24 protein-coding genes and 1 pseudogene are annotated in these 26,301 nt (G+C 49.9%); 10 read left to right on the top strand and 15 right to left on the bottom strand.

Annotated elements, in window-relative coordinates; genetic code table 11:
* Positions 1-184: 184 nt before the first annotated feature.
* Positions 185-1,243: a histone deacetylase family protein gene (locus ACTHTK_RS03445; RefSeq protein WP_107723611.1), complete on the bottom strand. Its 1,059-nt coding sequence runs from the start codon at positions 1,241-1,243 to the stop codon at positions 185-187.
* A 177-nt stretch (positions 1,244-1,420) separates the two neighbouring features.
* Between ACTHTK_RS03445 and yajC the strand changes: the two genes are divergently transcribed.
* The 4 genes from yajC to ACTHTK_RS03425 all read left to right on the top strand — a co-directional run bounded on the left by yajC (position 1,421) and on the right by ACTHTK_RS03425 (position 5,761).
* A complete protein-coding gene (gene yajC / locus ACTHTK_RS03440; RefSeq protein ID WP_003675720.1) occupies positions 1,421-1,687 on the top strand; it encodes a preprotein translocase subunit YajC in 267 nt (88 codons plus the stop codon).
* A 75-nt stretch (positions 1,688-1,762) separates the two neighbouring features.
* The gene (gene secD / locus ACTHTK_RS03435; protein WP_107723610.1) at positions 1,763-3,616 is read left to right on the top strand and encodes a protein translocase subunit SecD; all 1,854 of its coding nucleotides are present in this window, start codon (positions 1,763-1,765) and stop codon (positions 3,614-3,616) included.
* Between the two features lie 3 nt (positions 3,617-3,619).
* A complete protein-coding gene (gene secF / locus ACTHTK_RS03430) occupies positions 3,620-4,555 on the top strand; it encodes a protein translocase subunit SecF (RefSeq protein ID WP_003686183.1) in 936 nt (311 codons plus the stop codon).
* A gap of 324 nt (positions 4,556-4,879) precedes the next feature.
* The gene (locus tag ACTHTK_RS03425; protein ID WP_107723609.1) at positions 4,880-5,761 is read left to right on the top strand and encodes a carbohydrate kinase family protein; all 882 of its coding nucleotides are present in this window, start codon (positions 4,880-4,882) and stop codon (positions 5,759-5,761) included.
* Positions 5,762-5,839: 78 nt separating this feature from the next.
* Here the strand turns inward: ACTHTK_RS03425 and ACTHTK_RS03420 are convergent, their stop codons facing one another.
* The 5 genes from ACTHTK_RS03420 to rimP form a co-directional block, all read right to left on the bottom strand.
* Positions 5,840-6,397, bottom strand: coding sequence for a nitroreductase family protein (locus ACTHTK_RS03420; protein WP_107723608.1), 558 nt, complete (start codon positions 6,395-6,397; stop codon positions 5,840-5,842).
* Between the two features lie 110 nt (positions 6,398-6,507).
* Complete coding sequence (locus tag ACTHTK_RS03415; protein WP_107723607.1) at positions 6,508-9,246, bottom strand: calcium-binding protein; 2,739 nt, start codon at positions 9,244-9,246, stop codon at positions 6,508-6,510.
* A gap of 351 nt (positions 9,247-9,597) precedes the next feature.
* Entirely contained in the window at positions 9,598-12,492 is a 2,895-nt protein-coding gene (gene infB / locus ACTHTK_RS03410) for a translation initiation factor IF-2 (protein WP_107723606.1), read from the bottom strand.
* An 11-nt stretch (positions 12,493-12,503) separates the two neighbouring features.
* A complete protein-coding gene (gene nusA, locus ACTHTK_RS03405; protein ID WP_107723605.1) occupies positions 12,504-14,009 on the bottom strand; it encodes a transcription termination factor NusA in 1,506 nt (501 codons plus the stop codon).
* Between the two features lie 27 nt (positions 14,010-14,036).
* Positions 14,037-14,468: a ribosome maturation factor RimP gene (gene rimP, locus ACTHTK_RS03400; protein ID WP_199903854.1), complete on the bottom strand. Its 432-nt coding sequence runs from the start codon at positions 14,466-14,468 to the stop codon at positions 14,037-14,039.
* Positions 14,469-14,811: 343 nt separating this feature from the next.
* Between rimP and serC the strand changes: the two genes are divergently transcribed.
* Positions 14,812-15,918, top strand: coding sequence for a phosphoserine transaminase (serC, locus tag ACTHTK_RS03395; protein WP_440378352.1), 1,107 nt, complete (start codon positions 14,812-14,814; stop codon positions 15,916-15,918).
* Positions 15,919-15,981: 63 nt separating this feature from the next.
* On the opposite strand, the gene ACTHTK_RS03390 is transcribed toward serC, so the two are convergent.
* The 4 genes and pseudogenes from ACTHTK_RS03390 to rnhA form a co-directional block, all read right to left on the bottom strand.
* Positions 15,982-17,175: an LD-carboxypeptidase gene (locus ACTHTK_RS03390; protein ID WP_440378351.1), complete on the bottom strand. Its 1,194-nt coding sequence runs from the start codon at positions 17,173-17,175 to the stop codon at positions 15,982-15,984.
* Between the two features lie 73 nt (positions 17,176-17,248).
* Positions 17,249-17,647 carry an HIT family protein gene (locus ACTHTK_RS03385; RefSeq protein WP_070843395.1) on the bottom strand — a complete coding sequence of 133 codons (399 nt, stop codon included), beginning with the start codon at positions 17,645-17,647 and terminating at the stop codon, positions 17,249-17,251.
* Between the two features lie 229 nt (positions 17,648-17,876).
* Positions 17,877-17,987 (bottom strand): annotated as a pseudogene (locus ACTHTK_RS03380) (IS5/IS1182 family transposase); the annotation flags it as partial.
* Positions 17,988-18,074: 87 nt separating this feature from the next.
* Positions 18,075-18,512, bottom strand: a complete 438-nt coding sequence (rnhA, locus tag ACTHTK_RS03375; protein WP_036473212.1) for a ribonuclease HI — start codon at positions 18,510-18,512, stop codon at positions 18,075-18,077.
* A gap of 120 nt (positions 18,513-18,632) precedes the next feature.
* Here rnhA and ACTHTK_RS03370 point away from each other — a divergent pair, with 120 nt between their 5' ends.
* Positions 18,633-19,022, top strand: coding sequence for a PH domain-containing protein (locus tag ACTHTK_RS03370; RefSeq protein WP_440378350.1), 390 nt, complete (start codon positions 18,633-18,635; stop codon positions 19,020-19,022).
* A gap of 12 nt (positions 19,023-19,034) precedes the next feature.
* Positions 19,035-19,904: an SAM-dependent methyltransferase TehB gene (gene tehB, locus ACTHTK_RS03365; protein WP_070504464.1), complete on the top strand. Its 870-nt coding sequence runs from the start codon at positions 19,035-19,037 to the stop codon at positions 19,902-19,904.
* A 56-nt stretch (positions 19,905-19,960) separates the two neighbouring features.
* On the opposite strand, the gene ACTHTK_RS03360 is transcribed toward tehB, so the two are convergent.
* Both ACTHTK_RS03360 and ACTHTK_RS03355 read right to left on the bottom strand, forming a co-directional pair.
* Positions 19,961-20,461 (bottom strand): GNAT family N-acetyltransferase, encoded by a 501-nt coding sequence (locus ACTHTK_RS03360; protein ID WP_107723600.1) that lies wholly within the window; start codon positions 20,459-20,461, stop codon positions 19,961-19,963.
* Positions 20,462-20,474: 13 nt separating this feature from the next.
* Positions 20,475-21,011 (bottom strand): isochorismatase family protein, encoded by a 537-nt coding sequence (locus tag ACTHTK_RS03355; RefSeq protein WP_440378349.1) that lies wholly within the window; start codon positions 21,009-21,011, stop codon positions 20,475-20,477.
* 153 nt (positions 21,012-21,164) lie between these two features.
* On the opposite strand from ACTHTK_RS03355, the gene argS reads away from it, so the two are divergent.
* The gene (gene argS / locus ACTHTK_RS03350) at positions 21,165-22,883 is read left to right on the top strand and encodes an arginine--tRNA ligase (protein WP_107723598.1); all 1,719 of its coding nucleotides are present in this window, start codon (positions 21,165-21,167) and stop codon (positions 22,881-22,883) included.
* A gap of 157 nt (positions 22,884-23,040) precedes the next feature.
* Here the strand turns inward: argS and ACTHTK_RS03345 are convergent, their stop codons facing one another.
* Together ACTHTK_RS03345 and ACTHTK_RS03340 are read right to left on the bottom strand one after the other, a co-directional pair.
* Positions 23,041-23,397, bottom strand: a complete 357-nt coding sequence (locus ACTHTK_RS03345) for an STAS/SEC14 domain-containing protein (RefSeq protein WP_003686136.1) — start codon at positions 23,395-23,397, stop codon at positions 23,041-23,043.
* An 18-nt stretch (positions 23,398-23,415) separates the two neighbouring features.
* Positions 23,416-24,306 carry a DMT family transporter gene (locus tag ACTHTK_RS03340; protein ID WP_440378348.1) on the bottom strand — a complete coding sequence of 297 codons (891 nt, stop codon included), beginning with the start codon at positions 24,304-24,306 and terminating at the stop codon, positions 23,416-23,418.
* Between the two features lie 174 nt (positions 24,307-24,480).
* Here ACTHTK_RS03340 and ACTHTK_RS03335 point away from each other — a divergent pair, with 174 nt between their 5' ends.
* A complete protein-coding gene (locus ACTHTK_RS03335; RefSeq protein WP_003686176.1) occupies positions 24,481-24,828 on the top strand; it encodes a hypothetical protein in 348 nt (115 codons plus the stop codon).
* Between the two features lie 73 nt (positions 24,829-24,901).
* Here the strand turns inward: ACTHTK_RS03335 and ACTHTK_RS03330 are convergent, their stop codons facing one another.
* Complete coding sequence (locus tag ACTHTK_RS03330; protein WP_293203815.1) at positions 24,902-25,654, bottom strand: CPBP family glutamic-type intramembrane protease; 753 nt, start codon at positions 25,652-25,654, stop codon at positions 24,902-24,904.
* Positions 25,655-25,858: 204 nt separating this feature from the next.
* On the opposite strand from ACTHTK_RS03330, the gene ACTHTK_RS03325 reads away from it, so the two are divergent.
* Positions 25,859-26,257 carry a DUF350 domain-containing protein gene (locus ACTHTK_RS03325; protein WP_440378347.1) on the top strand — a complete coding sequence of 133 codons (399 nt, stop codon included), beginning with the start codon at positions 25,859-25,861 and terminating at the stop codon, positions 26,255-26,257.
* Positions 26,258-26,301: the final 44 nt, after the last annotated feature.

The following is a 26,301-nucleotide window of genomic DNA, read 5'->3' as shown; positions in this document are numbered from 1 at the left end:
TTGGGGAAAGGGAAGCAGTGTGGCGTGTGAAATGTTTTTATTGATATGTTTTATGTTTGTTATTTTACTACTGATAATATGGAAATGGTTTGTCTTTGCTCAAATTAAAGTTTGTAAATGAAAAAAAAGGCCGTCTGAAATGGATAATCTGTTTTCAGACGGCCTGGGCAATAGTTTGAATGCATTATGGTGTAGGATTATTACTTTTGCCGCGCTTCAGATGCTTTTGGTAGGCGATGACGTAGTCGGCCTTGCTTAAGCCCGCCAATACGCGGATGTGGGCGGCGGCGGATTTTGACATGGATTCCAAGGTATAGCCGCCTTCCAGTACGGAAACGACACGTCCCTGACAGCTTGCCGTTGCTTGGACGATTTTGTGTGTCAGCCAGGCAAAATCGGCTTCATGCAGGTTCAGACGGCCTGTTTCGTCTTGTTTATGCCCGTCAAAACCTGCCGAAAGCAATACCAACTCGGGGTGGAAAGCCGTGAGCTTGGGCAGCCATTGTTCGCGGATGGTCGTGCGGAAGATACGGCTGCCTGTGCCCGGTTTGAGGGGCGTATGCAGCATATTCTTATTGCCGGCGTATTGTTCCGCCTGAGGGAAGGGAAAGATGTCGGTTTCAAACAGGTTGAAAAACATCACGCGCGGATCGTCTTGGAGAATCTCCGCCGTACCATCGCCGAAGTGGACGTCGAAATCGATGATGGCGATGCGTTGCAAGCGGTATTGGGCAATGGCGTGCATCACGCCGGCGGCAACGTTGTTGATCAGGCAAAATCCGCCGGCGCTGTTGCTGTGGGCATGGTGGCCTGGCGGGCGGATGGCGCAAAAAGCATGCCAGGCCTTTTTGTTCATCACCATATCGACTGCCTTGACGACGGCGCCGGCCGCAAAACGGGCGGCTTGGAGGGAGTCGTGGCAGATGACGGTATCGTCGTCGATACGGTGGATTTTACCGGGGAGCGGCTGGGCGGCTTCCAACTCGTGCAGATAGTTGCGCGAGTGGACCAATGCCAGCTGCGCATCTTTGATTTCCGGTGCTTCGGTGGTTTGCAGGCGACGCCAAATGCCTTCTTGTTTTAAGGCGGTTTGAATGGCGCTGATGCGTTCGGGCCTGTCGGGATGGTTGGGCCCCGGCTGGTGCTGTAGGAATATCGGATGCGAAATCCATACGGTGCGGGCGTTTTTGCCAAACAAACGGCGTAGGCGGGTGCTGATGCGCCAAAGGATTTTTTTGAACATGGAACAGTATGTGTCGGACAAGTCGTAAAGACTGCTAAATATGGTTAATAAATACGGAAATGCTTGGAAATTTTTCAGACGGCCTTTAGAATAGCTCAATTTTGCAGTCCAACCAATGTGTTTGATTGCAGTGTGCAGTTTTTTACTTAATCTAAAACTCAAAAGAACGGATATATTATGAATCAAGCAGTGGCTCAATTTGCCCCTTTAGTGCTGATCATGGTGGTGTTCTACTTCCTGATTATGCGTCCTCAACAAAAGAAATTCAAAGCGCACCAAGCGATGTTGGCCGCTTTGAAAGTCGGCGATAAAGTCGTTTTGGCGGCAGGTTTCAAAGGCCGCGTGACCAAAGTCGGCGAGCAATTCTACACTGTCGACATCGGTCAAGGTGCGAAAATCGAAGTGGAAGTTGAGCGCAACGCGATTGCCGCGAAAGCCGAATAATCCGTTTTTTTGCGAAAAGCCGCCTCATTTTCCGAGTGCGGCTGTTTGCCTTTATAAATAAAGCAAAGGTTTACCATGAACCGTTATCCTTTATGGAAATACCTGCTGATTGCGTTCACGATTGTGGTTGCGGCTGTTTACTCGCTGCCCAACATTTTCGGTGAAACGCCTGCCGTACAGGTATCGACCAACCGACAAGCTATTGTGATCAACGATCAAACCCAGTCTAAAGTGGATGCCGCGCTGAAACAGGCAGGTATTCAGACTGATGGTATGTTCATCGTCGACAACTCGCTGAAAGTGCGTTTCAAAGATACCGAAACGCAATTGAAAGCGCGCGACGTCATCGAAAATACTTTGGGCGAGGGCTATATCACCGCGCTCAACCTGTTGGCAGACAGCCCTGAGTGGATGGCGAAAATCAAAGCCAATCCGATGTTCCTGGGTCTGGACTTGCGCGGCGGCGTGCATTTCACCATGCAGGTGGATATGAAAGCCGCGATGCAGAAAACGTTTGAACGTTATTCCGGCGATATCCGCCGAGAATTGCGCCGCGAAAAAATCCGTACCGGCACGGTGCATCAGACTGAAAACGGTCTGACCGTGCCTTTGCAAGATGCTGCCGATGTACAAAAAGCCTTACCTCAGTTGCAAAAATTGTTCCCTGAAGCCACGCTGCTGCCGGACGGCAACAATATCGTGCTGACTTTGTCTGAAGAGGCAATCAATAAAGTACGTTCTGATGCAGTTAAACAAAACATCAATACGTTGCACAACCGTGTGAACGAATTGGGCGTAGCCGAACCGGTTATCCAACAATCCGGCCTTGACCGTATTGTCGTACAGCTGCCGGGCGTGCAAGATACTGCCAAAGCCAAAGACATTATCGGCCGTACCGCGACTTTGGAAGTGCGTATGGTGGAAGACGATCCGATCAAATTGCAAGAAGCTTTGAACGGCAATGTGCCGACCGGTTACGAATTGCTGTCAAGCGGTGGCGATCATCCGGAAACTATCTTGGTCAACAAACAAGTTGAACTGACCGGTGACAACATCAACGATGCGCAACCTAGCTTTGACCAAATGGGCGCGCCTGCCGTGAGCCTGAGCCTGGATAGTGCGGGCGGCAGCATTTTTGGCGAATTGACTTCGGCCAATGTGGGTAAACGTATGGCTATGGTGTTGATCGACCAAGGTAAATCCGAAGTCGTTACCGCACCTGTCATCCGTGCCGCCATTACCGGCGGCCGCGTGGAGATTTCCGGCAGCATGACGACAGCCGAAGCCAACGATACTTCATTGTTGCTGCGTGCCGGTTCGCTGGCCGCACCGATGCAGATTGTCGAAGAACGTACCATCGGCCCGTCTTTGGGTAAAGAAAACATTGAAAAAGGTTTCCACTCTACCTTGTGGGGCTTTGCCGCTGTTGCTGCATTCATGGTGATTTACTATCGCTTGATGGGTTTCTTCTCTACCATTGCCTTGAGTACCAATATCTTGTTTTTGGTGGGTATTTTGTCTGCCATGCAGGCAACGCTGACCTTGCCGGGTATTGCCGCCTTGGCTTTGACCTTGGGTATGGCGATTGACTCCAACGTGTTGATTAATGAACGTATCCGTGAGGAACTGCGTGCCGGTGTCGTACCGCAGCAGGCCATCAACCTCGGTTTCCAACATGCTTGGGCAACTATTGTCGACTCCAACTTGACCTCCCTGATTGCCGGTATCGCTTTGTTGGTATTCGGTTCCGGTCCTGTACGCGGTTTTGCGGTCGTACACTGTATCGGTATTCTGACTTCGATGTATTCATCCGTGGTCGTGTTCCGTGCTTTGGTCAACTTGTGGTACGGCCGTCGCCGCAAATTGCAAAATATTTCCATTGGTGCGGTGTGGAAGCCGAAAGCTAAAATGGCAGAAGGCAAGGAGTAAAACATGGAATTATTTAAAATCAAACGCGATATTCCGTTTATGAGCTACGGCAAACTGACGACCTTTATTTCGTTGGTTACGTTTATCGCCGCCGTGTTCTTTTTGGTAACCAAGGGCTTGAATTTCTCTGTCGAATTTACCGGCGGTACAGTGATGGAAGTCCAATATCAGCAGGGCGTGGATGTGAATAAAACGCGCGAACGCCTCGATACGCTGAAAATGGGTGATGTACAGGTTCAGGCATTGGGTACGAACAAACACATCATGATTCGCCTGCCGAACAAAGAAGGCGTAACCTCCGCCCAATTGTCCAACCAAGTGATGGATTTGCTGAAAAAAGACAATCCTGACGTTACCTTGCGCCAAGTCGAATTCATCGGCCCTCAAGTCGGCGAAGAATTGGTCACCAATGGTTTGATGGCATTGGGCTTCGTGGTGGCAGGTATTATTATTTACTTGTCCATGCGTTTTGAGTGGCGTTTTGCAGTATCCGCGATTATTGCGAATATGCACGATATCGTGATTATTCTCGGCTGTTTCGCCTTCTTCCAATGGGAATTCTCATTGACTGTCTTGGCAGGTATCTTGGCTGTTTTGGGTTATTCCGTAAACGAATCTGTGGTGGTATTTGACCGTATTCGCGAAAACTTCCGCAAGCCGCATATGCGCGGCCACACTGTGCCGGAAGTCATCGACAACGCGATTACTGCAACCATGAGCCGTACCATCATTACCCACGGTTCGACCGAGGCAATGGTTGTTTCTATGCTGGTGTTTGGCGGTGCAGCCTTGCACGGTTTCTCTATGGCGCTGACTATCGGTATCGTGTTCGGTATTTACTCTTCCGTATTGGTTGCCAGCCCGCTCTTGCTGATGTTTGGCTTGAGTCGTGAGAACATTGCCAAAGAAGTGAAGAAAAAAGAAGAAGTTGTAGTTTAATCGCTGCAATGCTGCGATAAAGGCCGTCTGAAAATTGATTGAATCAGTTTTCAGACGGCCTTTTGTATTTAAATTTCAGAATATTTTGTTTTAATGAAACAGGAGGGGATAAATGTGAAAGAAAAAGAAAAAAATAGGAACAATATAATTTTGTGATGAATCAAGTTTATTGTCTGATATTCCCTTAATTGCTTGTCAGTCCCAATATTTTAAAACATAATACTTTTGCCCCCGATGCTGGAGTTTTACTACAAGTACATGATTTGCAAAAATCTGTCGGGTGTGCAGACCCTGCCAATCAACCTCAAAAAAGGAAGGCCAAGAATGAAAGTAACCAGTTTCGGCGAAGTGCTGTGGGACGATTTTCCAAACGGAAAGGTATTGGGTGGTGCACCCCTAAATGTTGCTGTCCGTTTGCAGTCTTTGGGTATCGATGCTGTCATCATCAGTCGTCGCGGCGATGATGCCGATGGCGAGGAATTGCTACGTCAAATTCAAAGTAAAAACGTCAATACTGATTATTTGCAGGTTTGTCACGAATGTGCGACCAGCTTGGTGAAAGTACACTTGGACAAGTATGGCAGTGCGTCTTATGAGATTGTTTACCCTTGCGCGTGGGACAGGATTGCGGTTGATGATGCGGCAATCAAACGTGTGGCAGAATCCGATGCTTTCATTTTTGGCAGCTTGGCAACCCGTGATGAAGTTTCGCGTAAAAGCTTGGCAGTTTTGCTGAAAGAAGCCAAATTCAAAATTTTTGACGTTAATCTGCGCAAGCCCCATTACGATATTGACCGCTTGTTGGAGACCATGAAACAGTCCGATATGGTCAAACTCAACGATGATGAGTTGTATGAATTGGCTGCAGCTTACGGTTCTCCTTATCACAGTATCGAGCAAAATATCAGCTACTTCGTTGAGCTGACCGGCGTCAAAATTCTTTGCGTGACTTTGGGCAGCCATGGCGCGGTTTTGTATAAGGACGGCGAGTTATACCGTCATTGCGGTTTCCGCGTCAAAGTGGTGGATACTGTCGGCTCCGGCGACAGCTTTCTTGGTGGTTTGACTTACAAGCTGCTCAATAATGCGCCTCCTCAAGAAGCCATTGCTTTTGCTTGTGCGTTAGGTGCATTGGTGGCTTCACGCCATGGTGCAACGGCAGATATTTCTTTGGAAGAAATTGAAGCGTTTATGAATCCGGCTTGATGCTTTGATAATAGATATAGAAAGGCCGTCTGAAAACCTTCAGATTAGGTTTTCAGACGGCCTGAGTGTTTTCAAGCGTTACCAATAAGTTGTAAAACATTCCAAGTTAGTATTTTTTGGGCCACCACCTTCTTCGGTTGGCGAACCAATCATCATCAGGCCGATGATTTTGTCTTTGTCGGCACACTCAAATGCTTCGCGCAATAATGGGCTGTTGACCCACATGCCCGTAATCCAAACATTGTCGAAGCCTTGAGCAGAAGCAGCCAGTTGTAAAGCATAGGCGGCGCAGCCGGCAGTCAGCATTTGTTCCCATTCAGGTTTGGGTTTTGCCACTTCACGGTTCGGCGCGAATGTAACGCCGATAATCATAGGCGCCATGTTACCGACACGTTCGGCCTTTTTCATGGCATCATCGCCGAAGTTGAGTTCGGTAACGGTCTTGCTCAAAAGCTCGCGGAAACGTTGCAAGCCGGCTTCGCTTTGAATAACGGTAAAGCGGAAAGGGCGCATATTGCCGTGATCAGGAACTTGCGTTGCCGCTTGCAGCATTTGTTCCAGTTGCTCGGCATTGGGTGCCGGAGCAGTCAGTTTTTTGGAAGAGCGACGCGTGGTGAGGAGATTTAAGGCATCCATTTTTAGTCTTTCTTGTGAACTAGAATGAGAATAATTATATAGCGGAAAGATAAATAAATCAGCAAAGGATTAAGGCCGTCTGAATTAAGGTTTCAGACGGCCTTTGGATTTTACAGGATACCGTTGTTTTGTGTATTTTCAGTAATCAGTGCTTTGCTGATTTCGTCGGCGGTGTAGCTCTTACCGTTTCCGAATACAAAGCTGTCGACATTATTGTTGGCAATGTCATGGATGGTCAGGGTGTCGCCTGTATCTTTGATGGTTAAGACCCAATCATCGCCGGTTTTCAACTGTAAATCTTTCAGCGTAAGCCCTTCTTTGAAAAGGATTTGGGTATCGCTTCCACCATACGGATTGAAGGTGTCGTTGCCGCTGTTTCTGCCAAACGTGATAACGGTGTTGTCGGCACCCGGGTCGGTAATGGTATCGTTGCCGCCGGCCGTATCAACGATGTTGATGCCTCGGCCCAAAGTAATGGTTTCATCGCTGCGATTGCCTCTGTATTCGACAACAGAAGTGTAACGCGACAAATCTAAATCACTGTTGTCGCTATCGGCGTGGATGGTATGATTGAAGTTGTTGTACACATCACGGTTGAGTTCTTCAACGGGTTGGCCGGTGTATTGGACGATGTTTGTATTGCCGATCATGTGCGGGATAGACAGTTTGAAGTGGTTGATTAGCTCGCCGGTGCTGTATGAGGTATTGCCGTCAAACTGAAACTCGGAAATCGCACCATAAATACCGCTTTGGTTTTTGATGGTTAAAACATCGTCTGTGCCTTTAATGCGGATATGCCAAGTATCGCCATCCAACAGGGGATTGGATACAAATTGGTTGCTGTCGGGCATGTCGGCAATCCCGGTTTTGTCGTAACCTTTTTCAACAGTAATTTCAAGGTCGTCAAGGGTAATGCCGCTGGTAAATTTAACGACATTAGCGTTGAGCGTGTGCAGGCCGGCCTCGCTGTCGAAACCGAAGTTGTAGTCGAAAATGGTGTCGTGACCGTAACCTTTTCCGAAAACATAGGTGTCGTTGTGTTCACCGCCTTCCAGATAATCATTGCCTGCGCCACCGTCGAGTAAGTCTGCACCTACATGGGCATAAAGTTTGTCGTTACCGTTGCCGCCGTAGAGTTTATCGTCGGAAGCAGGTTCGTTGCCGTAATAGGTTTCGCTGTGTTCGCGCAAAATGTCATCGCCGTCGTGGCCATAAAGGGTGTCATGGCCGTCGTTGCCACCGTCGATTTCATTGTTGCCTGCATTGCCATGCAAGGTATCGTCACCGTTTATGCCGACAAATTTAATGGTTTCGGCCTTCAGCGCTTGGAAGGCTTGTTGGAATTGTGCGGCAGTGTAAGTTTGGTCGCTGAACTGGAAACGGTCGATGGAAATGCTGCCATCTGCGCCGATTTGGTTTTGAATCAGGGCTGAACCTTGCCCCGAAGTAATTTCCCAACTTTGGCTGCCATCATCGTTATGAATGGTCTTCAGGTTGAGCTTGGCATTGTTCAGGCCGTCTGAAAACTTGAGGGTATTGATGCCTTGGTTGTCGATAATGGTATCGTTGTTGCCGTAAATATAGGTATCGTTTCCGGCTCCGCCTTTCAGAATGTCTTTACCGTTGCCGCCCACTAAAATATCGTCGCCTGCATCACCGTTGATGACATCGTTGCCGTCGCCGCCATCCAGATAATCGTTGCCGTCGCCGCCATTAAGGTTGTCGTTGCCGCCCATGCCGTAAACGGTATCATCACCGCGTCCGCTATTGAGGCGGTTGCGGCCTTCGTTACCGGTCAGAATGTTATTGCTGTTGTTGCCGGCGGCAAAAATATTGGCTGAGCCGGTCAAGGTAACATTTTCGACGTGGGTAGCGGCAGTATGGGAAATGCTGCTGAATACGGTATCTTCGCCGCCGCCGGCTTTTTCAATCACCACATCTTTTACATCATCAATGTAGTAAGTATCATTGCCGTCCCCACCTTCCATAATGTCGGAACCGGCCTTGCCGTCGATAATATCATCACCGGATGTGCCGATCAGGTGGTCATTGCCGTCGCTACCATCGATGGTTTGACCGCTTTCGGTATGCTCAGTCAGGGAAATATCGAAATATTTGGCAAAGCTGTTTACATCCAGTTTTTGTGTGCCGATGATGAATTGGGAGACTGCCGGTGTTGTACCGTTTTGAGTGTATTGGTTTTTGATGGTTAAAACGGCGTTGCTGTTTTTCACGGCAATCAGCCAGTCATGACCGCCGGTTTCATTGTTTCGGACTTCAACGGTTAAATCGTTAAGGCTCAGGTCGGTATGAAAGCGGATGCTGTTGTGGCCTTGATTGTCGATGATGGTGTCTTGCTCGCTTTTTGCAGAGAAAAGGTAGGTATCGTCGCCTTCGCCACCTTCAAGCACATCATTGCCTGCTTCGCCGTTGAGGGTGTCATTGCCTGTTTCACCAAAAAGATGGTCGTTGCCTTCTCCGCCGTTGATGAAATCGTTGCCGCCGCCGCTGTAAACGATGTCGTCACCGCGGCCGCTGTTGAGGCGGTTGCGGCCTTCATTGCCGATGAGGATGTTGTTGCTGTTGTTGCCTGCGCCGAAGATGTTGGCTGTACCGGTCAAAACAAGGTTTTCAACGTGGTTTGGAAGGGTATAGCTGACGTTGCTGTAAACCGTATCATCGCCTCCATTTGGGTTTTCAATGATTTTATCGTCGTTGCGGGTTACATAATAAACGTCATCTCTCGAAGTACCTGTTGTTGCTTGTGCAAGGGGAGATGGCTGCAATTGCTCTAAATGTCGTAATTCAAATTGCGCATTGCGGATGCGCATTGCTTTTTCGATTATCATGATATTTTCTTTAGATATTGATGAGAGTAACAAGGAAGTAAACGTATCCGGCATATGGCCGGTATTGCTTAATTTGTATTGTGTTTAGGCTGTATATACTAGTGCCGAAATTTGATAAAAACAACAGAAACGTTAAGATATGACAATATATAGAGAGCCTTATCAGGCTTAGTTTGCCGTCTATTCTTTTGCCAAATGGCTTTGCCTTGTGCGGCTGTTTTGTTTCTTATATACCACACATCAATTTCCATAGTTTCAAACTATGAATGGTTGTAAAAAGGCCGTCTGAAAAAAAAGAAGCAGGTTTCGCATTGCAAAACCTGCTTCTTTTTTTTCAGACGGCCTGTCTGATTACAGAGTACGGGCAACTTCGACGATGTCGAAACATTCGAGTTGGTCGCCTTCCATAATCTCGTTGTAGCCTTTGAGCATCAGACCACACTCGAAGCCCATGCGGACTTCTTTGACGTCATCTTTGTAGCGTTTCAAAGAAGACAGCTCGCCGGTATGGATAACCACGTTGTTGCGGATGAGGCGGACATGGGAATCGCGTTTGACCACACCGTCGGTAACCATACAGCCTGCAATATTGCCGACTTTGGAAACGGAGATGACCTGACGGATTTCGACCGTACCGGTTACTTGCTCTTTCTCTTCCGGAGAGAGCATACCGCTCATGGCGGCTTTCACGTCGTCGATGGCATCGTAAATGATGTTGTAGTAACGGATTTCCACGTTTTCATTCTCAGCCAGTTTGCGTGCGGAAGCATCTGCGCGGACGTTAAAGCCGATGATGAATGCGCCGGAAGCAATGGCCAAGTTGACATCAGATTCGGTAATGCCGCCAACGCCGCTGTGCAACACGTTCACTTTCACTTCGTCGGTGGACAGTTTTTTCAGGCTGCCCGCCAAAGCTTCGTAAGAACCTTGTACGTCTGCCTTGATGATGACAGACAAGGATTGGGCTTGGTTTTCGCCCATGTTGTTGAACATGTTTTCCAGTTTCGCAGCCTGTTGTTTAGCCAAGCGCACGTCGCGGTATTTGCCTTGACGGAAGAGGGCGATTTCGCGCGCTTTTTTCTCGTCGGCCAATACCATTGCGTCTTCGCCTGCGTTCGGTACGTCGGACAAGCCGAGGATTTCGACAGGGATAGAAGGGCCGGCTTCATTGATGGCTTTGCCGTTTTCGTCAACCATCGCACGGATTTTACCGAATGCAGTACCGGCCAGCAGCATATCGCCTTTTTTCAGCGTACCGCTTTGAACCAGTAATGTGGCAACTGCGCCGCGGCCTTTGTCCAAACGTGCCTCAACGATGATGCCTTTTGCAGGTGCATCGACTGGGGCAGTCAGTTCCAAAACTTCGGCTTCGAGCAAGACTGCCTCGAGCAATGCATCGATGTTCAGGCCTTTTTTAGCGGAAACGTCGATAAACTGTACATCGCCGCCCCATTCGTCAGGCACGACTTCGTGTGCAGTCAGCTCTTGGCGGATACGCTCTGGGTTGGCGGCTTCTTTATCGATTTTGTTAACGGCAACCACCATCGGTACGCCCGCGGCTTTGGCGTGGGCAATCGCCTCGATGGTTTGCGGCATCACGCCGTCGTCGGCTGCTACAACAAGAATCACGATATCGGTTGCTTTCGCACCGCGCGCACGCATGGCGGTAAACGCTTCGTGACCCGGAGTATCCAAGAAGGTAATCACGCCGCGAGGGGTTTCAACGTGGTATGCACCGATGTGTTGGGTAATGCCGCCCGCTTCGCCTTGTACCACTTTGGCGCGGCGGATGTAGTCCAGCAGGGAAGTTTTACCGTGGTCAACGTGACCCATCACGGTAACAACCGGTGGACGCGGCAATGCTTCGGCTTCTACTGCTTCAACGCCTTCATCCAAGAATGCTTCAGGGTCGTCGGCTGCGGCAGGTTTGCCGATATGGCCGAGTTCTTCCACCACAATCAGGGCAGTGTCTTGGTCGATAGATTGGTTGATGGTTACCATCATGCCCATTTTCATCAGGGCTTTCACCACTTCGACGCCTTTAACGGCCATTTTGTGTGCCAAGTCGGCAACGGTAATGGTTTCAGGTACCAAAACTTCGTGTACGACAGGTTCGGTCGGCGCTTGGAAGGCGTGTTGGTTTGGCTCAAGTTTGAGTTTTTTGCCTTTTTTGCCGCCGCGTACGCGTTCGTCCTCGCCATTGCGTGCATTGTTGCGGTCACGGCCACCTTTGCCGCCTTTGCCTTTGGCGTTACGGCCTTGGTTTTCTTCGTCACGGTCACGACGGTCTTCTTTTTTACCGCGCGCGTTGTGTTCGGATTTGCCTTCGCCGGATGCCGCTTTTGCTTTCTCGGCAGGTTTGTTGCGTTCGCCTGATTTGGCTTCTTTAGTAGGTTTTGAGTCTTGATCGGCCTGTTGTTTCATGGCTTCGCGGCGTGCTTGACGCTCTTGTTTTTCTTTCAACAAGGCTTCTTGGTGCGCACGCAGGGCGGCGGCACGACGGGCCTCTTCATCGCGTTGAGCCTGTTCTTCCACGCTGACGACAGGTTGCGGTACGGCAGGAGCGGCAGGTTTGGCTGCTTTTTTCGCTTCTTTGCCTTTGCCGCCTTTGTCTTGTTTGGCTTTGGCAGGTTTTTTGGCTTCGGCTGGTTTTTCAGCTTCAACGGATTTTTCAGACGGCTTGTTGTCTGCTTTAGCTTCAACTTTTGCTTCGGCCTTGGCTTCTACGGCTTCAACCGGTTTGGCTTCTTCTTTTTTGGCTTCGGCAGGTTTGCCTTCCGCTTTTGGTGCGGCTTTGGCTGCTTTCAGTCTGGCTGCTTCGGCCTCTGCTTTGGCACGGGCTTCGGCCTTTGCGGCAGCTTCTGCTTCAGCTTTGGCTTTTTCTTCGGCAGCTTGAGCGGCTGCTTTTTCTGCTTCGGCTTTTTGGTTTTCCGCTGCTACTTTGGCTTTGGCTTCCGCTGCCAATTCTTCGGAAGAAGGAATGGTAACGGCACGGCTGCGGCGGCGTGTTTCCACTTTTACGCCGTCAACGGTGCTGACTTCGGTTTTTTTGCGGCGGATGCTGATGGTGCCGCTGTTGCTGCCGTTTTTCTTTTGCAGGTAAGCAGTCAACAGTTGTTTGTCGTCAGTGGTTATGCTGTCATTACCGCTGTTTTTATTGACCCCGGCTTCTTTCAATTGTTTAAGCAAATCATCGACGGGGCGGTTTAGTTCGGCGGCAAATTGCGCTACGGTTGTATTACTCATTCAGTACCCCCTTAGTTGTTTTCTTCAGTAAACCAGTGTTCGCGTGCAGCCAAAATCACTTTTTTGGCTTCTTCTTCGTCAACACCGGTAATTTCGACCAATTCGTCAACAGACAATTCGGCCAGATCATCGCGTTGGGTAACTCCGGCTTCGGCCAGTTTGCGCAACATATCGGAATCTACGCCGTCCAAATTGCGCATGTCTTCAGACACTTCACCCAGTTTTTCTTCTGCGGCGATGGTAATGGTCAGGATCGCGTCGCGTGCGCGGTTACGCAGGGTTTCAACGATTTCTTCGTCAAAGCCGTCAATCGAGAGCAATTCTGCCGCTGGAACGTAAGCAACTTCTTCCAATGTGGCAAAGCCTTCTTCCACCAAAATATCGGCGGTTTCGTCGTCGATGTTCAAGTGGGTGGTGAAGAGGTTGCGGATAACGGCGTCTTCAGCGGCATTGCGTTCGTCTGCTTCTTCAACGGTCATGATGTTCAGCTGCCAGCCGGTCAGGATGGAAGCCAGGCGGACGTTTTGACCGCCGCGGCCGATGGCCAGCGCCAGTTGGTTTTCATCAACGATCACGTCAACGGCGTGTTTGTCTTCATCAATCACGATGCGGCTCACTTCGGCAGGAGACAGCGCATTCATCACGAATTGGGCAGGCTCAGGAGACCACAATACGATGTCGATGCGTTCGCCGGACAATTCGTTACTCACAGCGTTAACACGGGAACCGCGCACGCCGATACAAGTACCTTGCGGGTCGATGCGTTGGTCGTTGGCTTTAACGGCAACTTTGGCGCGTTGGCCGGGATCGCGTGCTACTTCGCGGATTTCCAACAGGCCGTCTGCAATTTCAGGCACTTCGTTGGCGTAGAGTTTGGCCAAGAAGTCGCCGCTGGTACGGCTCAAAATGACTTGTTTGCGGCCGGTATTGCCGATTTCGTCCACACGCAGGAAGAGGGCGCGGATGCGGTCGCCGCTGCGGAAGTTTTCGCGCGGAATCATTTCTTCGCGCGGAATCAGGGCGTCAAGTTTGCCCGTGACGACTTCAACGATGATGCCGTGGCGCTCGACGCGTTTTACCGTACCGGAAACGATGTCTTCTTTAGAAGCGAGGAATTCGTTCAGGTTTTGCTCGCGCTCTGCATCGCGGATGCGTTGCAGAATGATTTGTTTGGCAGTTTGAGCTGCTTGGCGGCCGAAGCCTTCGTTTGGCAGCTGCTCTTCGTAGTATTCGCCGATTTGGATGGTTGTGCCGGGAATTTCTTCTTGGATTTCTTCGATGGTTTTTTCTACGTCAGGGTAGGTGTAGTCTTCATCGGCAACAATCAGCCAGCGGCGGAAGGTTTGGTATTCGCCGGTATCGCGGTCGATTTCGACGCGTACGTCCATGTGCTCGCGGTCGGCTTTTTTCTTGGCAGCAGTAGAGAGGGCGAATTCAAGGGCTTTGAATACGACTTCCGTTTCAACGTTTTTTTCACTTGCCAGCGCTTCGGCCAGCTGTAACATTTCGCGACTCATTTTTTAGAATCTCCAAGTAATCGGTTTTTAAAATTTAAATTCGGGGCGCAAACGGGCTTTGTCGATGTTGCTCAATTCGATTTGGGCAGTTTTGCCGTCGAAAGAGACGGTAACGATGTCGTTTTCGCAAGATTCGATGCGGCCGATGAAGTTTTTCTGACCATCAATCGGCAGGCGTGTTTTGATTTTGGCGTTCTGGCCGGCAAAGCGCATGAAATCGGCGGCTTTTTTCAGCGGGCGGTCAAGGCCCGGGCTGGAGATTTCCAAACGTTTGTAGTCGATGTCTTCAACCATAAACACGCGGCTCAGATGGTTGCTGACGGTGGCGCAGTCTTCGACGGTGATGCCGCCTTCTTTATCGATGAAAACGCGCAAATCGCCTTGTGCGGTCAGTTCGAAATCGACCAGCTCGTAGCCCAAGCCGGGCAGGGTTTTATCAAGAATGCTTTGAATATCCATGCTTCTCCAGAAGTACATAAACAAAAAAATGGCCGCGCGGCCATTTTTCGTGTGATTTGAAAAATTGCCCTATTATAACTGTTTTCAAGATAAAAGAAAAGTGTTGATTTGGCGTGGATTTTTTGAAGTGATTGCTTAAATGTAAAGGGGAGGGTTGAGGCCGCCTGAAAAGGAAATTGTTGACAAGTTTTGATATGGTGTTTCTAAAATTATTTTGGAAAACAAATAATTGGTATTGCTTTGTTTTCAGACGGCCTTGTATTTCCGGATTTTTCGTGCTTGCACAATGTGCAAGGCGGTTCTACAATTTCTTCATACCCACCGAATAAGAAAGAAGGCCGCCATGTCCGCACACCCGATTTACAATTTTTCCGCAGGTCCTGCCGTATTGCCGGAAGCGGTATTGCGTACCGCGCAACAGGAAATGCTCGACTACAACGGCACGGGTTTCCCCGTGATGGCGATGAGCCACCGTTCGGATATGTTTTTGAGTATTCTGCATCATGCCGAACAAGACTTGCACCAGCTTTTGAATATTCCGTCCAACTATAAAATCCTGTTTTTACAGGGTGGTGCGACCACGCAATTTAATATGGTGGTCATGAATTTGGCACACGGTTTTGCGACTGCCGATGCGGTGGTAACGGGCAACTGGAGCCGTATTGCCTATGAACAGATGAGCCGTTTGAGCAATGCCGAAATCCGTTTGGCCGCGCATGGCGGCGAGCAATATGCCTATAAAAACCTGCCTGCGGTTGAGGATTGGGATATCAACCCGAATTCTGCGTTTGTTCATTTTGCGATTAATGAAACCGTAAACGGCTTGCAGTATCAAAATGTCCCCAAACTTTCAGACGGCCTGCCGCCGCTGGTGTGCGATATGTCGAGCGAGATTTTGTCTCGTGAGTTTGATGTATCCGATTACGGCTTGATTTATGCTGGCGCGCAAAAAAATATCGGTCCTGCGGGTGCAACCGTGGTCATTATCCGCGAGGATTTGCTTGAGCGTTGTCCGAACGATATCCCCGATGTGTTCAACTACCGTTCGCACATCAACCGCGACGGTATGTACAACACGCCTTCCACTTATGCGATTTATATGTCGGGCTTGGTATTCCGCTGGCTGCAAACGCAGGGCGGTGTGAAAAAAATTGAAGCGGTCAATCGAATTAAGGCGCAAACCTTGTATGAGACGATAGACGGCAGCGGCGGTTTTTACATCAACGATATCCATCCTGATGCACGCTCCAAAATGAACGTGGTCTTCAAAACCGCAAGCGAAGACTTGGATCGCCACTTTGTGTTGGAAGCCGAGTTGCAGGGCTTGTGCCTGCTTAAGGGCTATAAAACCGTCGGCGGTATGCGTGCCAGCATTTACAATGCGATGCCGCTTGAAGGTGTGAACGCGTTGGCCGACTTTATGAAAGATTTCCAACGACGTTACGGTTAAGATGAAGATATAAAAAGGCCGTCTGAAACTGGATTTCAGACGGCCTTTTGATTTGAACAAGCCTTATTCGGTGACTTCTTCAGTGATGCTGTCGCGGTAGATAGTGCTGTCGTAAGTCGGAACAGGAGGCGGCAGCAGGCTGTCGAGCGTTAGCGCGGACGGGTTCAGCGTAGGATAGCCGCTGAAGGTGACGGAATAACCGCCGTTGCCGGTATTGCGGACTTTGGCATGCGCGCCCAACGGGAAAGTGGTTTTGTTGGTGATGTGGCCGAATGGGAAGCCGGTCAACACAGGAATCTTGGCGGTGCGCGAAATGTGGTTGACGACGGCGGAGAAATCGTAGCTGGAATCGTACGTGTCACGGATGGTGCCCATGCGGAAATCGCCGAAGATGATGGCGCGTTGTTTTTGCAAAACACCTGACAGATAAAGCGTATTGAGCATGCGCTCGATGCGGTAGGGTTGCTCGCTGACGTCTTCGATAAAGAGGATGCCGCCTTGAATATCGGGCATGTAGGGCGTACCGGCGAGGGAAGCGAGTACGCTTAGGTTGCCGCCCCATAATGTACCTTCGACGTTGACATCAGCGCGTTGGATGGTTGGAACATCAACGATGTTGACGTTGTTGGTCGTGCCGCGGATGAAAGAATCCATGGTAAAGACGCTGGGGTCTGCTTTGCCGAATTCGCTGTACACCATCGGGCCTGCAAAGCTCATCATATTGCCTTTGGCCAACAGGGCGAGTTGGACGGCGCACACGTCGCTGAAACCGAAGAATAATGTGCCGCGTTCGCGCATTCTGGCGCCGAGTGAGGCAAAGTCAATTTGCGGCAGGATGCGTGCCGCGCCGTAGCCGCCGCGCAGGCCCATCAAGACTTTAGGCGTTTCGACACGACCGCTGGCAACGTCTTGGAAGTCGGCGGCGCGTTGGGCATCGCTGCCGGCAAAGCGTTGGTAACGGCGGCTGCCTGCCTGTTGGTTGGTCACGGTAAAGCCTGCGTTGTAGAGGCGGGTCAGGCCGGTGGTCACGCGGTTGGGGTCTTCGGCGAAGCCTGACGGCGCAACAACGCGCAGGAGGTTGTCGCTGGAACGTGGCGGATGGGGTTGCTTAGGTTGCACGGTTTGGGCTTTCGCGGTGGTAGATGTGGTTTTTGTTTGCGGCGTGGTGGTCGTGCCTGTGCCGCAGGCTTGCAACAACCCTGCGCCTGCCGCGGCAGAGCAGGTACGCAGGAAATGGCGACGCGTGGTAGAGTTCATTGAGGTTTTCCTTTCGTTATATGTTCAGACGGCCTGAACTTGGCGTGTCGGACCTTACAGGCCGTCTGAAAGTTTAAGCGATTAAGTTTTTGATTTGTTCCGGCCAGTTTTCGGGCAAGGCCATACCGTGTTCGCGGACGGGCGCAGCCCAAATCGGCGCGGGGAAATTGGCGTCGTTTTCAAAACGGGCGATGACGTGCCAATGCAGGTGTGGCACAACATTGCCGAGGCTGGCCAGATTGATTTTGGCCGGGCGGAAGACTTGGCGCATTGCGGCTTCAACCTGATACACCATTTCCATGATTTCGTTGCGTTCGGCAGGGGAAAGGTCGGTCATCTCGGAGACATGGTTATTCCAAATAACGCGGCAGAATGCCGGTGCGCCGGCTTCATTGTGGACGGCGATCACGCGCAGGTTTGGCGTTTGCAGCAAAATATCTTCGTTGTCGGCAGTGCAGATGGGGCAGGTCATGGTTTTCTCTTTTTTAGTCTGAATAGGAATCGGATGATTGCCATCAGGATTTTTAGAATGAGGTAAATAGCAGTCAGCGTGATGAATGTGAACAGCCACGGTTCAGGTATAAACCACCAAAATAAATAGGTGGGCGTGATTCAGTCGGCACATTCTTCGGCACTCTTAACGTGATCACACAATCCAAATTTAAAAAAAATCATTGGCATCATGAAAGGGCGAATAGGCGAACATATAGTGGATTAACTTTAAACCAGTACGGCGTTGCCTCGCCTTGCCGTACTATCTGTACTGTCTGCGGCTTCGTCGCCTTGTCCTGATTTAAATTTAATCCACTATAAATGCTATGGGCGTCACACAAATCAATGCAATGATGGCAATCCAAAAGAATGGTTTGAGATGTCCGAGTGCAGTCATGGACGAAGTGTTATGCAAATTTTGCCGCCCCCTGATTAGCAAGCTCGTCGGCTTTTTCGTTTTCAGGGTGTCCGGCGTGGCCTTTTACCCACGTCCAGCGGACATCGTGTTGTTGAACCAAACTATCCAGCTCTTTCCATAAATCGTCGTTTTTAACCGGTTTTTTGGCGGCGGTTTTCCAGCCGTTTTTTTTCCAGCCGTGTATCCAGCTTTCCATGCCGTTTTTGACGTATTGCGAGTCGGTGCAGATGACGACTTGGCAGCGGCGTTTTAAGGATTTCAGTCCTTCGATAACGGCGGTTAGCTCCATGCGGTTGTTAGTGGTTTCGGCTTCGCCGCCGAACAGTTCTTTTTCGTGTGTGCCGTAGCGCATAAATACTCCCCAGCCGCCTGCGCCGGGGTTGCCTTTGCATGCGCCGTCTGTGTAGAGGTAAACGGGTTTATCCATGGGCATGTCTTTGTCGAATAAGGCAGTATCATAACATAAGGCCGTCTGAAATATCGGCAAATACGGTTTGCGCGTGTAAAATACCCTGCACTTTATCACTCGTATAGAAAGCAGGCAGATATGGGATTGTTCAGCGGCCTTTTGGGCAATGCTTCACACAAAGACGCCGATGCGGTGGAACGCGATTTGGCGAATATCCTGATTGATGGCGAACAGGTAAAAATGGCATTCAGCCTGGTGCGCGATTTGATTGTGTTTACCGAATATCGGCTGGTGTTGGTGGACAAGCAAGGGTTGACCGGCAAGAAAGTGTCTTACCGTTCGATTCCGTACCGTTCCGTATCGCGCTTTTCGGTGGAAACCTCGGGTCATTTCGATTTGGATGCTGAGCTGAAGATTTGGGTTTCTTCCGGCGAAGCGCCGACCGAAACCTTGCAATTTAAAAGCGACAAGAGCGTGATTGCCATTCAGAAAGCCTTGGCAGAAGCTGTGTTGAAACCGTCAAAATAGAAAGGAAACATGATGAGCGAACAGCAAGAATTGTTTTGTTACAAACAGATGCCGGTGTGGACGGCGGACGAGATTCCCGAAGCTTTGTTGTCCAAACACAATACTGCTGCCGGTACTTGGGGCTGCCTCAATGTCCTCCAAGGCCGTCTGAACTTCAATGAAGTGGACGAGGCGGGCAATGTTACGGCCACGCACGAGCTGACGCCTGAAAGCGGCGATTGGATTATCCATCCGCAAGCATGGCACTTTATCGCGCCGCAAACGCAAGATACGGAAATCCAACTGTCGTTTTACTGCGAGGCGGCGGACTATTTCAATAAGAAATACGGCATGAGCGCGACACATTCGGCTGTCCGTGCCGCCGAAGGCATCGTGCCCGTCGGCAAGGTTTTGGATATGGGCTGTGGTCAGGGCCGCAATGCGCTGTATTTGGGTTTGAAAGGTTTTGACGTTACCGCTGTCGATAATAATCCGAACGCGGTTCAAAACGTGGAAGAGCTGGCGCGTATTGAAGAATTGAATGTCCGCGCGTTTGAATACGACCTCAACGCCGCCAATATTCAGGAAAACTTCGATTATATGGTGGCGACCGTGGTGTTTATGTTCCTGATGCCGCGTTACGTTCCTGACGTGATTGCCAATATGAAGGAACACACCAACCCCGGCGGTTACAACCTGATCGTGTCTGCGATGGATACGGAAGATTTCCCTTGCCCGATGCCGTTCCCGTTCAAGTTCGGCGAGGGCGAGTTGCGCGAATACTATAAGGATTGGGAATTGGTAGAATACAAGGAAGAGTTGGGTTCGATGCACGCGAAAGACGAATTTGGCAATCCGATTCAGTTTAAATTCGTCACTATGCTGGCGAAGAAACCGGAATAAAGGTTTTGCCGTCAAAAGGCCGTCTGAATTCAGTTTTCAGACGGCCTTTGTCGTAATCAATCCACAATCCTTTTGCCCAAAATCACCACGTCTGCCAACATGGTTTCCAAATCGCAGACTTGCGGCAGCCGCCCCCATTCTTCAAAACCGAAACGGTGAAACAGGTTCAGGCTCGGATAGTTGTGGCCAAACACAAGCGCGATGACGTTGTGGATGCCTAAGGAAGGTGCGCGTTCGAGCATGTGCCGCAACAGGATTTTGCCCACGCCTGCGCCGCGCATATCGTGGCGGACATAAATGCTGACTTCCGCGCTAATGTGATAGGCGTAGCGCGGATGGTAGTCGCTGAAACTGCCCCAGGCCAATATGGTGCCGTCGGCATCGTAAAGGGCGTAGATCGGGCGTTTGTCCGTGTGCGCGGCAAACCATATTTCGCGTTCGGCAACCGTGGTCGGCGACAAATCGGCCGTAGATTGGTGCGTGGCCACGGTGCTGTTGTAAATATCGACGATGGCGGGCAAGTCTTGGCGCAGGGCAGGGCGGATGGTGTATTGCATTTCAGACGGCCTGTTATTGAATCAGTTTGGAGATAGTCTTAAAGGCCGGATGTTTGGCATCGCCGAGCAGTTGGAACAAAATACTTTCGACATTGGAAACGATAATGCCTTGACGGCTCATTTGCGCCAAACCATTGTCGCGGTTGGCCGTTGTACGCGAGGCGGTGCATTCAAAAGGCAGGGATACGGCGTAACCTTGCGCCTTCAAATCCAAGGCCGTCTGAAGCATACAGATATGCGCTTCTGCGCCCACCAAAATAATGTTTTTGATGTCGTTTTTGCGTAATATTTCCTGAATTTCAGGTAAAAACGCCGAGAATTGGGTTTTTTCGACAACAGGCGTGCCTTCGGGCAACAGCAGCGATACAGCGGATACGGTGTTGCCTAAACCTTTCGGATATTGTTCGGTTACGGCAAAGGGTACATTCAAAGCCGTCAAACCTTGAATCAGCAGGCGGCAGCGTTCCAACATTTCATCCGTGCCGGAAAGGGCGGGCAGCAGGCGTTCTTGAATATCGACAATCAGACAAAGCGTATTTTTGGGGTTCATGGCTTTTCCTTTCAGACGGCCTTTACAGCAAAATCGTTGAATCAGAATGCAATCATATAACAAGCCGCTGGAAAAGTATTGCAGCTTGCCCTGTTTTAAAGCCCGAAATTCTTTTAAAATACCGCCTGATTTGAATTGATAGAGACCGAAAACATGAATTTATACCAAACCGTCGAACGTGAAGCCCAAGCAGCCTTTGCCGCTGCCGGTTTGTCCGACAGCCCCGTTGTATTGCAGGCGGCGAAAAATCCCGACTTCGGCGATTTCCAAATCAACGGCGTGATGGGTGCGGCGAAAAAAGCCAAACAAAATCCGCGCGAGTTGGCGCAAAAAGTGGCCGAAGCATTGGCCGACAACGCTGTGATTGAAAGCGCGGAAGTCGCTGGCCCGGGCTTTATCAACCTGCGCCTGCGTCCTGAATTTCTCGCTCAAAACATTCAGACGGCCTTGAACAACGCGCGTTTCGGCGTAGCGAAAACCGACCAACCGAAAACCGTCGTTATCGACTATTCCTCGCCTAATTTGGCCAAAGAAATGCACGTCGGCCACCTGCGCTCCAGCATCATCGGCGACAGCATTTCGCGCGTGTTGGAGTTTATGGGCAACACCGTTATCCGTCAAAACCACGTCGGCGACTGGGGTACGCAGTTTGGCATGTTGGTCGCTTATTTGGTTGAGCAGCAAAAAGATAATGCCGCGTTCGAGCTGGCGGATTTGGAACAGTTTTACCGTGCTGCCAAAGTACGCTTTGACGAAGATCCTGCCTTCGCCGACACCGCACGCGAATATGTTGTGAAACTGCAAGGCGGTGATGAAACCGTGTTGGCGTTGTGGAAACAGTTTGTCGATATTTCGCTCTCACATGCCCAAGCCGTTTACGACACGCTGGGCTTGAAACTGCGCCCTGAAGATGTGGCGGGCGAATCGAAATATAACGACGATTTGCAGCCCGTAGTCGATGATTTGGTTCAAAAAGGTTTAGCAGTCGAAGACGACGGCGCGAAAGTCGTGTTCTTGGACGAGTTTAAAAACAAAGAGGGCGAACCTGCCGCAATTATCGTGCAAAAACAAGGCGGCGGCTTCCTTTATGCGTCCACCGACTTGGCGTGTTTGCGCTACCGTGTCAGCACGCTTCATGCAGACCGCTTGCTGTACGTCGTCGACCACCGCCAAGCCCTGCACTTCGAACAACTCTTTACCACTTCCCGCAAAGCAGGCTATCTGCCGGAAGATGTAAAAGCCGAGTTTATCGGCTTCGGCACGATGATGGGCAAAGACGGCAAACCGTTCAAAACGCGCAGCGGCGACACCGTAAAACTGGTTGACCTGCTGACCGAAGCAGTCGAGCGCGCCACTGCTTTGGTAAAAGAGAAAAATCCTGAATTGGGCACAGACGAAGCAGGTAAAATCGGCAAAACCGTCGGCATCGGCGCAGTCAAATACGCCGATTTGAGCAAAAACCGCACCAGCGATTATGTGTTCGACTGGGACGCCATGCTTTCGTTTGAAGGCAATACCGCCCCCTACCTGCAATACGCCTACACACGCGTACAAAGCGTGTTCCGCAAAGCCGGTGAATGGGACGCAACTGCGCCAACCGTTTTGATCGAACCTTTGGAAAAGCAACTGGCCGCCGAGCTGCTGAAATTTGAAGACGTGCTGCAAAGCGTGGCAGATACTGCGTATCCGCACTACCTAGCTGCCTACCTCTATCAAATCGCTACCTTGTTCAGCCGTTTCTACGAAGCCTGCCCGATTTTGAAATCAGAAGGCGCAACCCGCAACAGCCGTCTGCAACTGGCGAAGTTGACCGGCGACACGCTGAAACAAGGCTTGGAGTTGTTGGGTATTGATGTGTTGGATGTGATGTAAGTTTTTGAATAAAAACGATGAAAGGCCGTCTGAAACTTTGCAGGTTGCAAGGTTTCAGACGGCCTTTCTTATGCTTTGAAAAATATTGTGATACCGTTGATTTTGGGCCTAAGCGGTTTTGAATTTGCTCAGGTAATGCGTTCAGACGGCCTTGTTTTTATTTCAAATTGCTTGCCAACAACCAAGCCTGTGCTTCGGTGGCATCGCTGAAATATTTGGGATGTTGGTTGGTCAAGAGGCTGGACAGGCGCGCGCCGAGTTTGATCCAAATATCGTCGGTAATGACGGCAACGCGGCCAAAGTCGGTTTCATGTTGGTTGAGGAATTTGATTTGTTCGACCGCCATATCGATGGTGAAGTCTTTCAGCATGGACAAGTCCAACAGGATGTCGGGCAGATGGACTTTTTGTTTTGCGGCCAACAAGGCTTCTTCCAATTGGCGGAAATCGTCCAAAGTGAACTCGTTGTACAGCGCTACGTTTAAGCCGTAAGATTGTTCGCGGATGGAAATCATGGTGTTCTCCTTGTTAAATTATTGCTTCATCAGAAATTTTTTGATTGAGGCCGGAGTAAAGCTGCTGAACACGCCGCCTGCAACAATGATAACCATGCCGGCGGCTTCCTGCCAAGTGATTTTATCGCCGAAAAGCAGTACGCCGGATAGGGCGGAGAAAACGACGGTTAGGTAGGAAAGCGAGGCAACGGTAAATTTCTTGCCGACCTTATAGGCGCGGGTCATGGCCAATTGTGCAATCATGGCGGAGATGCCGATGCCGGCCAGATAGGGCAGGGAAGAGATGGTCAGCGGATGCCAGCCTGTGATGGTGCTCCAGACTGCGCCCATAATCAGGCCGGTAAGCGACAAATAAAACACCACGCGCCAGCCCGGTTCGCCCAAAAGCGAGAGTTCGCGCACCTGCAAATATGCCCAGCCCGACATGGCGCCGCCTGCCAAACTGACCAGCGCGGCAAATTCCTGTCCGCCTTGAAAAGATGGGTTGAGCAACAGGATAACGCCGATAAAGCCCATAACCAAAATGGCTTGGGTATAAAGTGTAATTCGTTCTTTTAAAATGAAAAATGAAAAAATGGCAAGCCAGATGGAGGACGTGTAGTTGAGCGTGACGCCTGTTGCCAGCGGCAGATGCATGACGGAATAAAACGTGCACATCATGGCAAGCGTGCCGATGACGCTGCGGTTGAGATGGGTTTTCCAATACGGCGTGGAAAACGTGTTGCCTTGCGCTTTGGCCATGATGCCTAAGAACAGGGTGGAGACCAGCATGCGCCAAAAGACCAGCTCGCCGCTGGAAAAGCCGAAATGTGTAGAGGCGGCTTTGACGGAGAGGTTCATGACGGTAAAGCCGAGCGCGGCAATAACCATCCATGCCGAGCCGAGCGGATCTTTTCTGACGGTTTCCATTTGATGGGTGTGTAAAGCGGTTTTATTAATAAGAAAATATTATACAGGTCAATCAGGCTGTCTGAACAATATCGTTGGGTTTCAGACGGTCTTTTTATTAGAAAATGAGAATTATTATTGAAGAATAAAGTGGATTTTTATAGAATGGAAGCCCTGTTTTAAGAAAGGCTTGTCATGAAAGTTTCCAATATTTCCGCTGTATTGCTGTCTGCTTTGTTTTCCGTTGCCGTTTCTGCCGCGCCTTTGGGGGAGGTTTCTTCCGAAAACGGTAAGATTTTCAGCGGCGAAAATTACATGGTCGTTAAGAAAGACATGAAGAAAGGGGAGCAAATTAAGCCGCACGATCATCCGGGTTTTAAAACGTTGATTTTTGCCGTTGGAAAAGGAAGCTTTGACGTGACGTTGAATCAGACTGAAAAACATACTGTCGGCGCAGGCTCGGTGTTGCGGTTTGGCGGCGATGCAGTGATTGAGGCAGTTGCAACCGAAGATGCCGATGTAGCAATTACTTTGATTAAGTAAACCGATAGATGATAAAAGGCCGTCTGAAAAATGATGTTTCAGACGGCCTTGTTTATTCAGTCAACCGTTGCCATTAAGCGCAAATCAAATAGATGAAGCCGGAGCCGAAGATATCTGCCAAGGCGTGAATCAGGAAAAACGGCAGCAGGTTTTTAACTTTGTATTTGTAGAAGAAGTAGTACATCAAGCCGAAAATAACGCCGATAACGGTCGCCCAAAGCATGCCTTGATAAGTATGGAAGGAGATGCGCACCAAGGTCGAATAGGCCAATGCCTGCCATTTGTATTTGTCTTCCACGCAGGTCAAGAGGCCGAGGAAACAGAATTCCTCATAAAAGCCGTTTAAAAGGCCGTAGAGGATGGCCATCGGCGCAAGGGCGGCGAATTTGTCAAAAATGGATAATGGTTTGATGTATTGGAAGATTTCAGTGGTGAAGTAATTGTAGCCGCCGCTTAACGAAGTCACCGCATCGGCAGTCAGACCCATCAGGATAAAAATCACAGGCGTCCAAAACAATACGCCTAAGTTAAAACGAATCGGCAATTGTTTGAAGTCGAAACGGCGAATAATGAGGTAAATCAGAGCAATAGCAAGCAGCGTCAATTGCAGGCTCATGTTTTCAGAATAAGCCACTCCGGTTACCGCAGTATCTCGTACTTCTTCGGCAACCGCGGCTGTTTCCACTTGCGGCATCAGGCTGGCGATATAAAGTTGGGTAGAACGGTAGGCAAATTGACCGAACAGGATAGCGGTCACAATCAGCATGTCAAACCAGCGCAGATGACGCAAAGGCTCTTTAGGGCGGATGGCTGCGAGTATGCTCATATTCTCCTCTTTGCTCTAATAAATAGCGGTGCGCAATAGTTACATAAACATACAAAAATCGTCAACAATTATCACAATAAAACATGAATTAAAAATCGAGCTGTTTCAGACGGCCTGAAGTGCTTCCAAAATGCCGTATTTTCTAAAGGGTTTATCTTCAAAAGTATGGCATAATCACTTTATTGCAAACCAAGGAATCTTATCGTGAGTATTTCTCTGTCCCAATATCTGCTCTACCTGCAATACATGTTGGCAGGTATCGCCATGACTGTCGTTTTCGGTGCCGTATATCTGCGGATTACCCCCGCCGAAGAATTGCGCCTGATTAAAAACGGCAACCTTGCCTGCGCCTTGTCGTTTGGCGGCGCGTTGATCGGTTTCTGTCTGACGCTTGCCTCAAGCATTGCACACAGCGTCAGCTTCATCGATTTTATCCTGTGGGGACTTGCCGCAGCAGTGATTCAGATTTTTGTCTATTTTGCTGCAACAATGATGATTAAAGACGCTACCCCAGAACTTATCGGCAACAATGTCGCCGTCGGCGTGCTGTTTGGTGCAGTGTCCATCTCGATCGGCATTTTGAATGCGGCTTGCTTGACTTGATGTTGATGGTCGGTTGGATAGCAAAAGACTAGCTCTTACCCGGA

Source organism: Neisseria sp. P0006.S009, from assembly GCF_051962915.1.
Taxonomy (GTDB): domain Bacteria; phylum Pseudomonadota; class Gammaproteobacteria; order Burkholderiales; family Neisseriaceae; genus Neisseria; species Neisseria subflava_E.
Note: the sequence above shows the minus strand (reverse complement) of the source record. Positions and strands in the feature narration are given on the sequence as shown.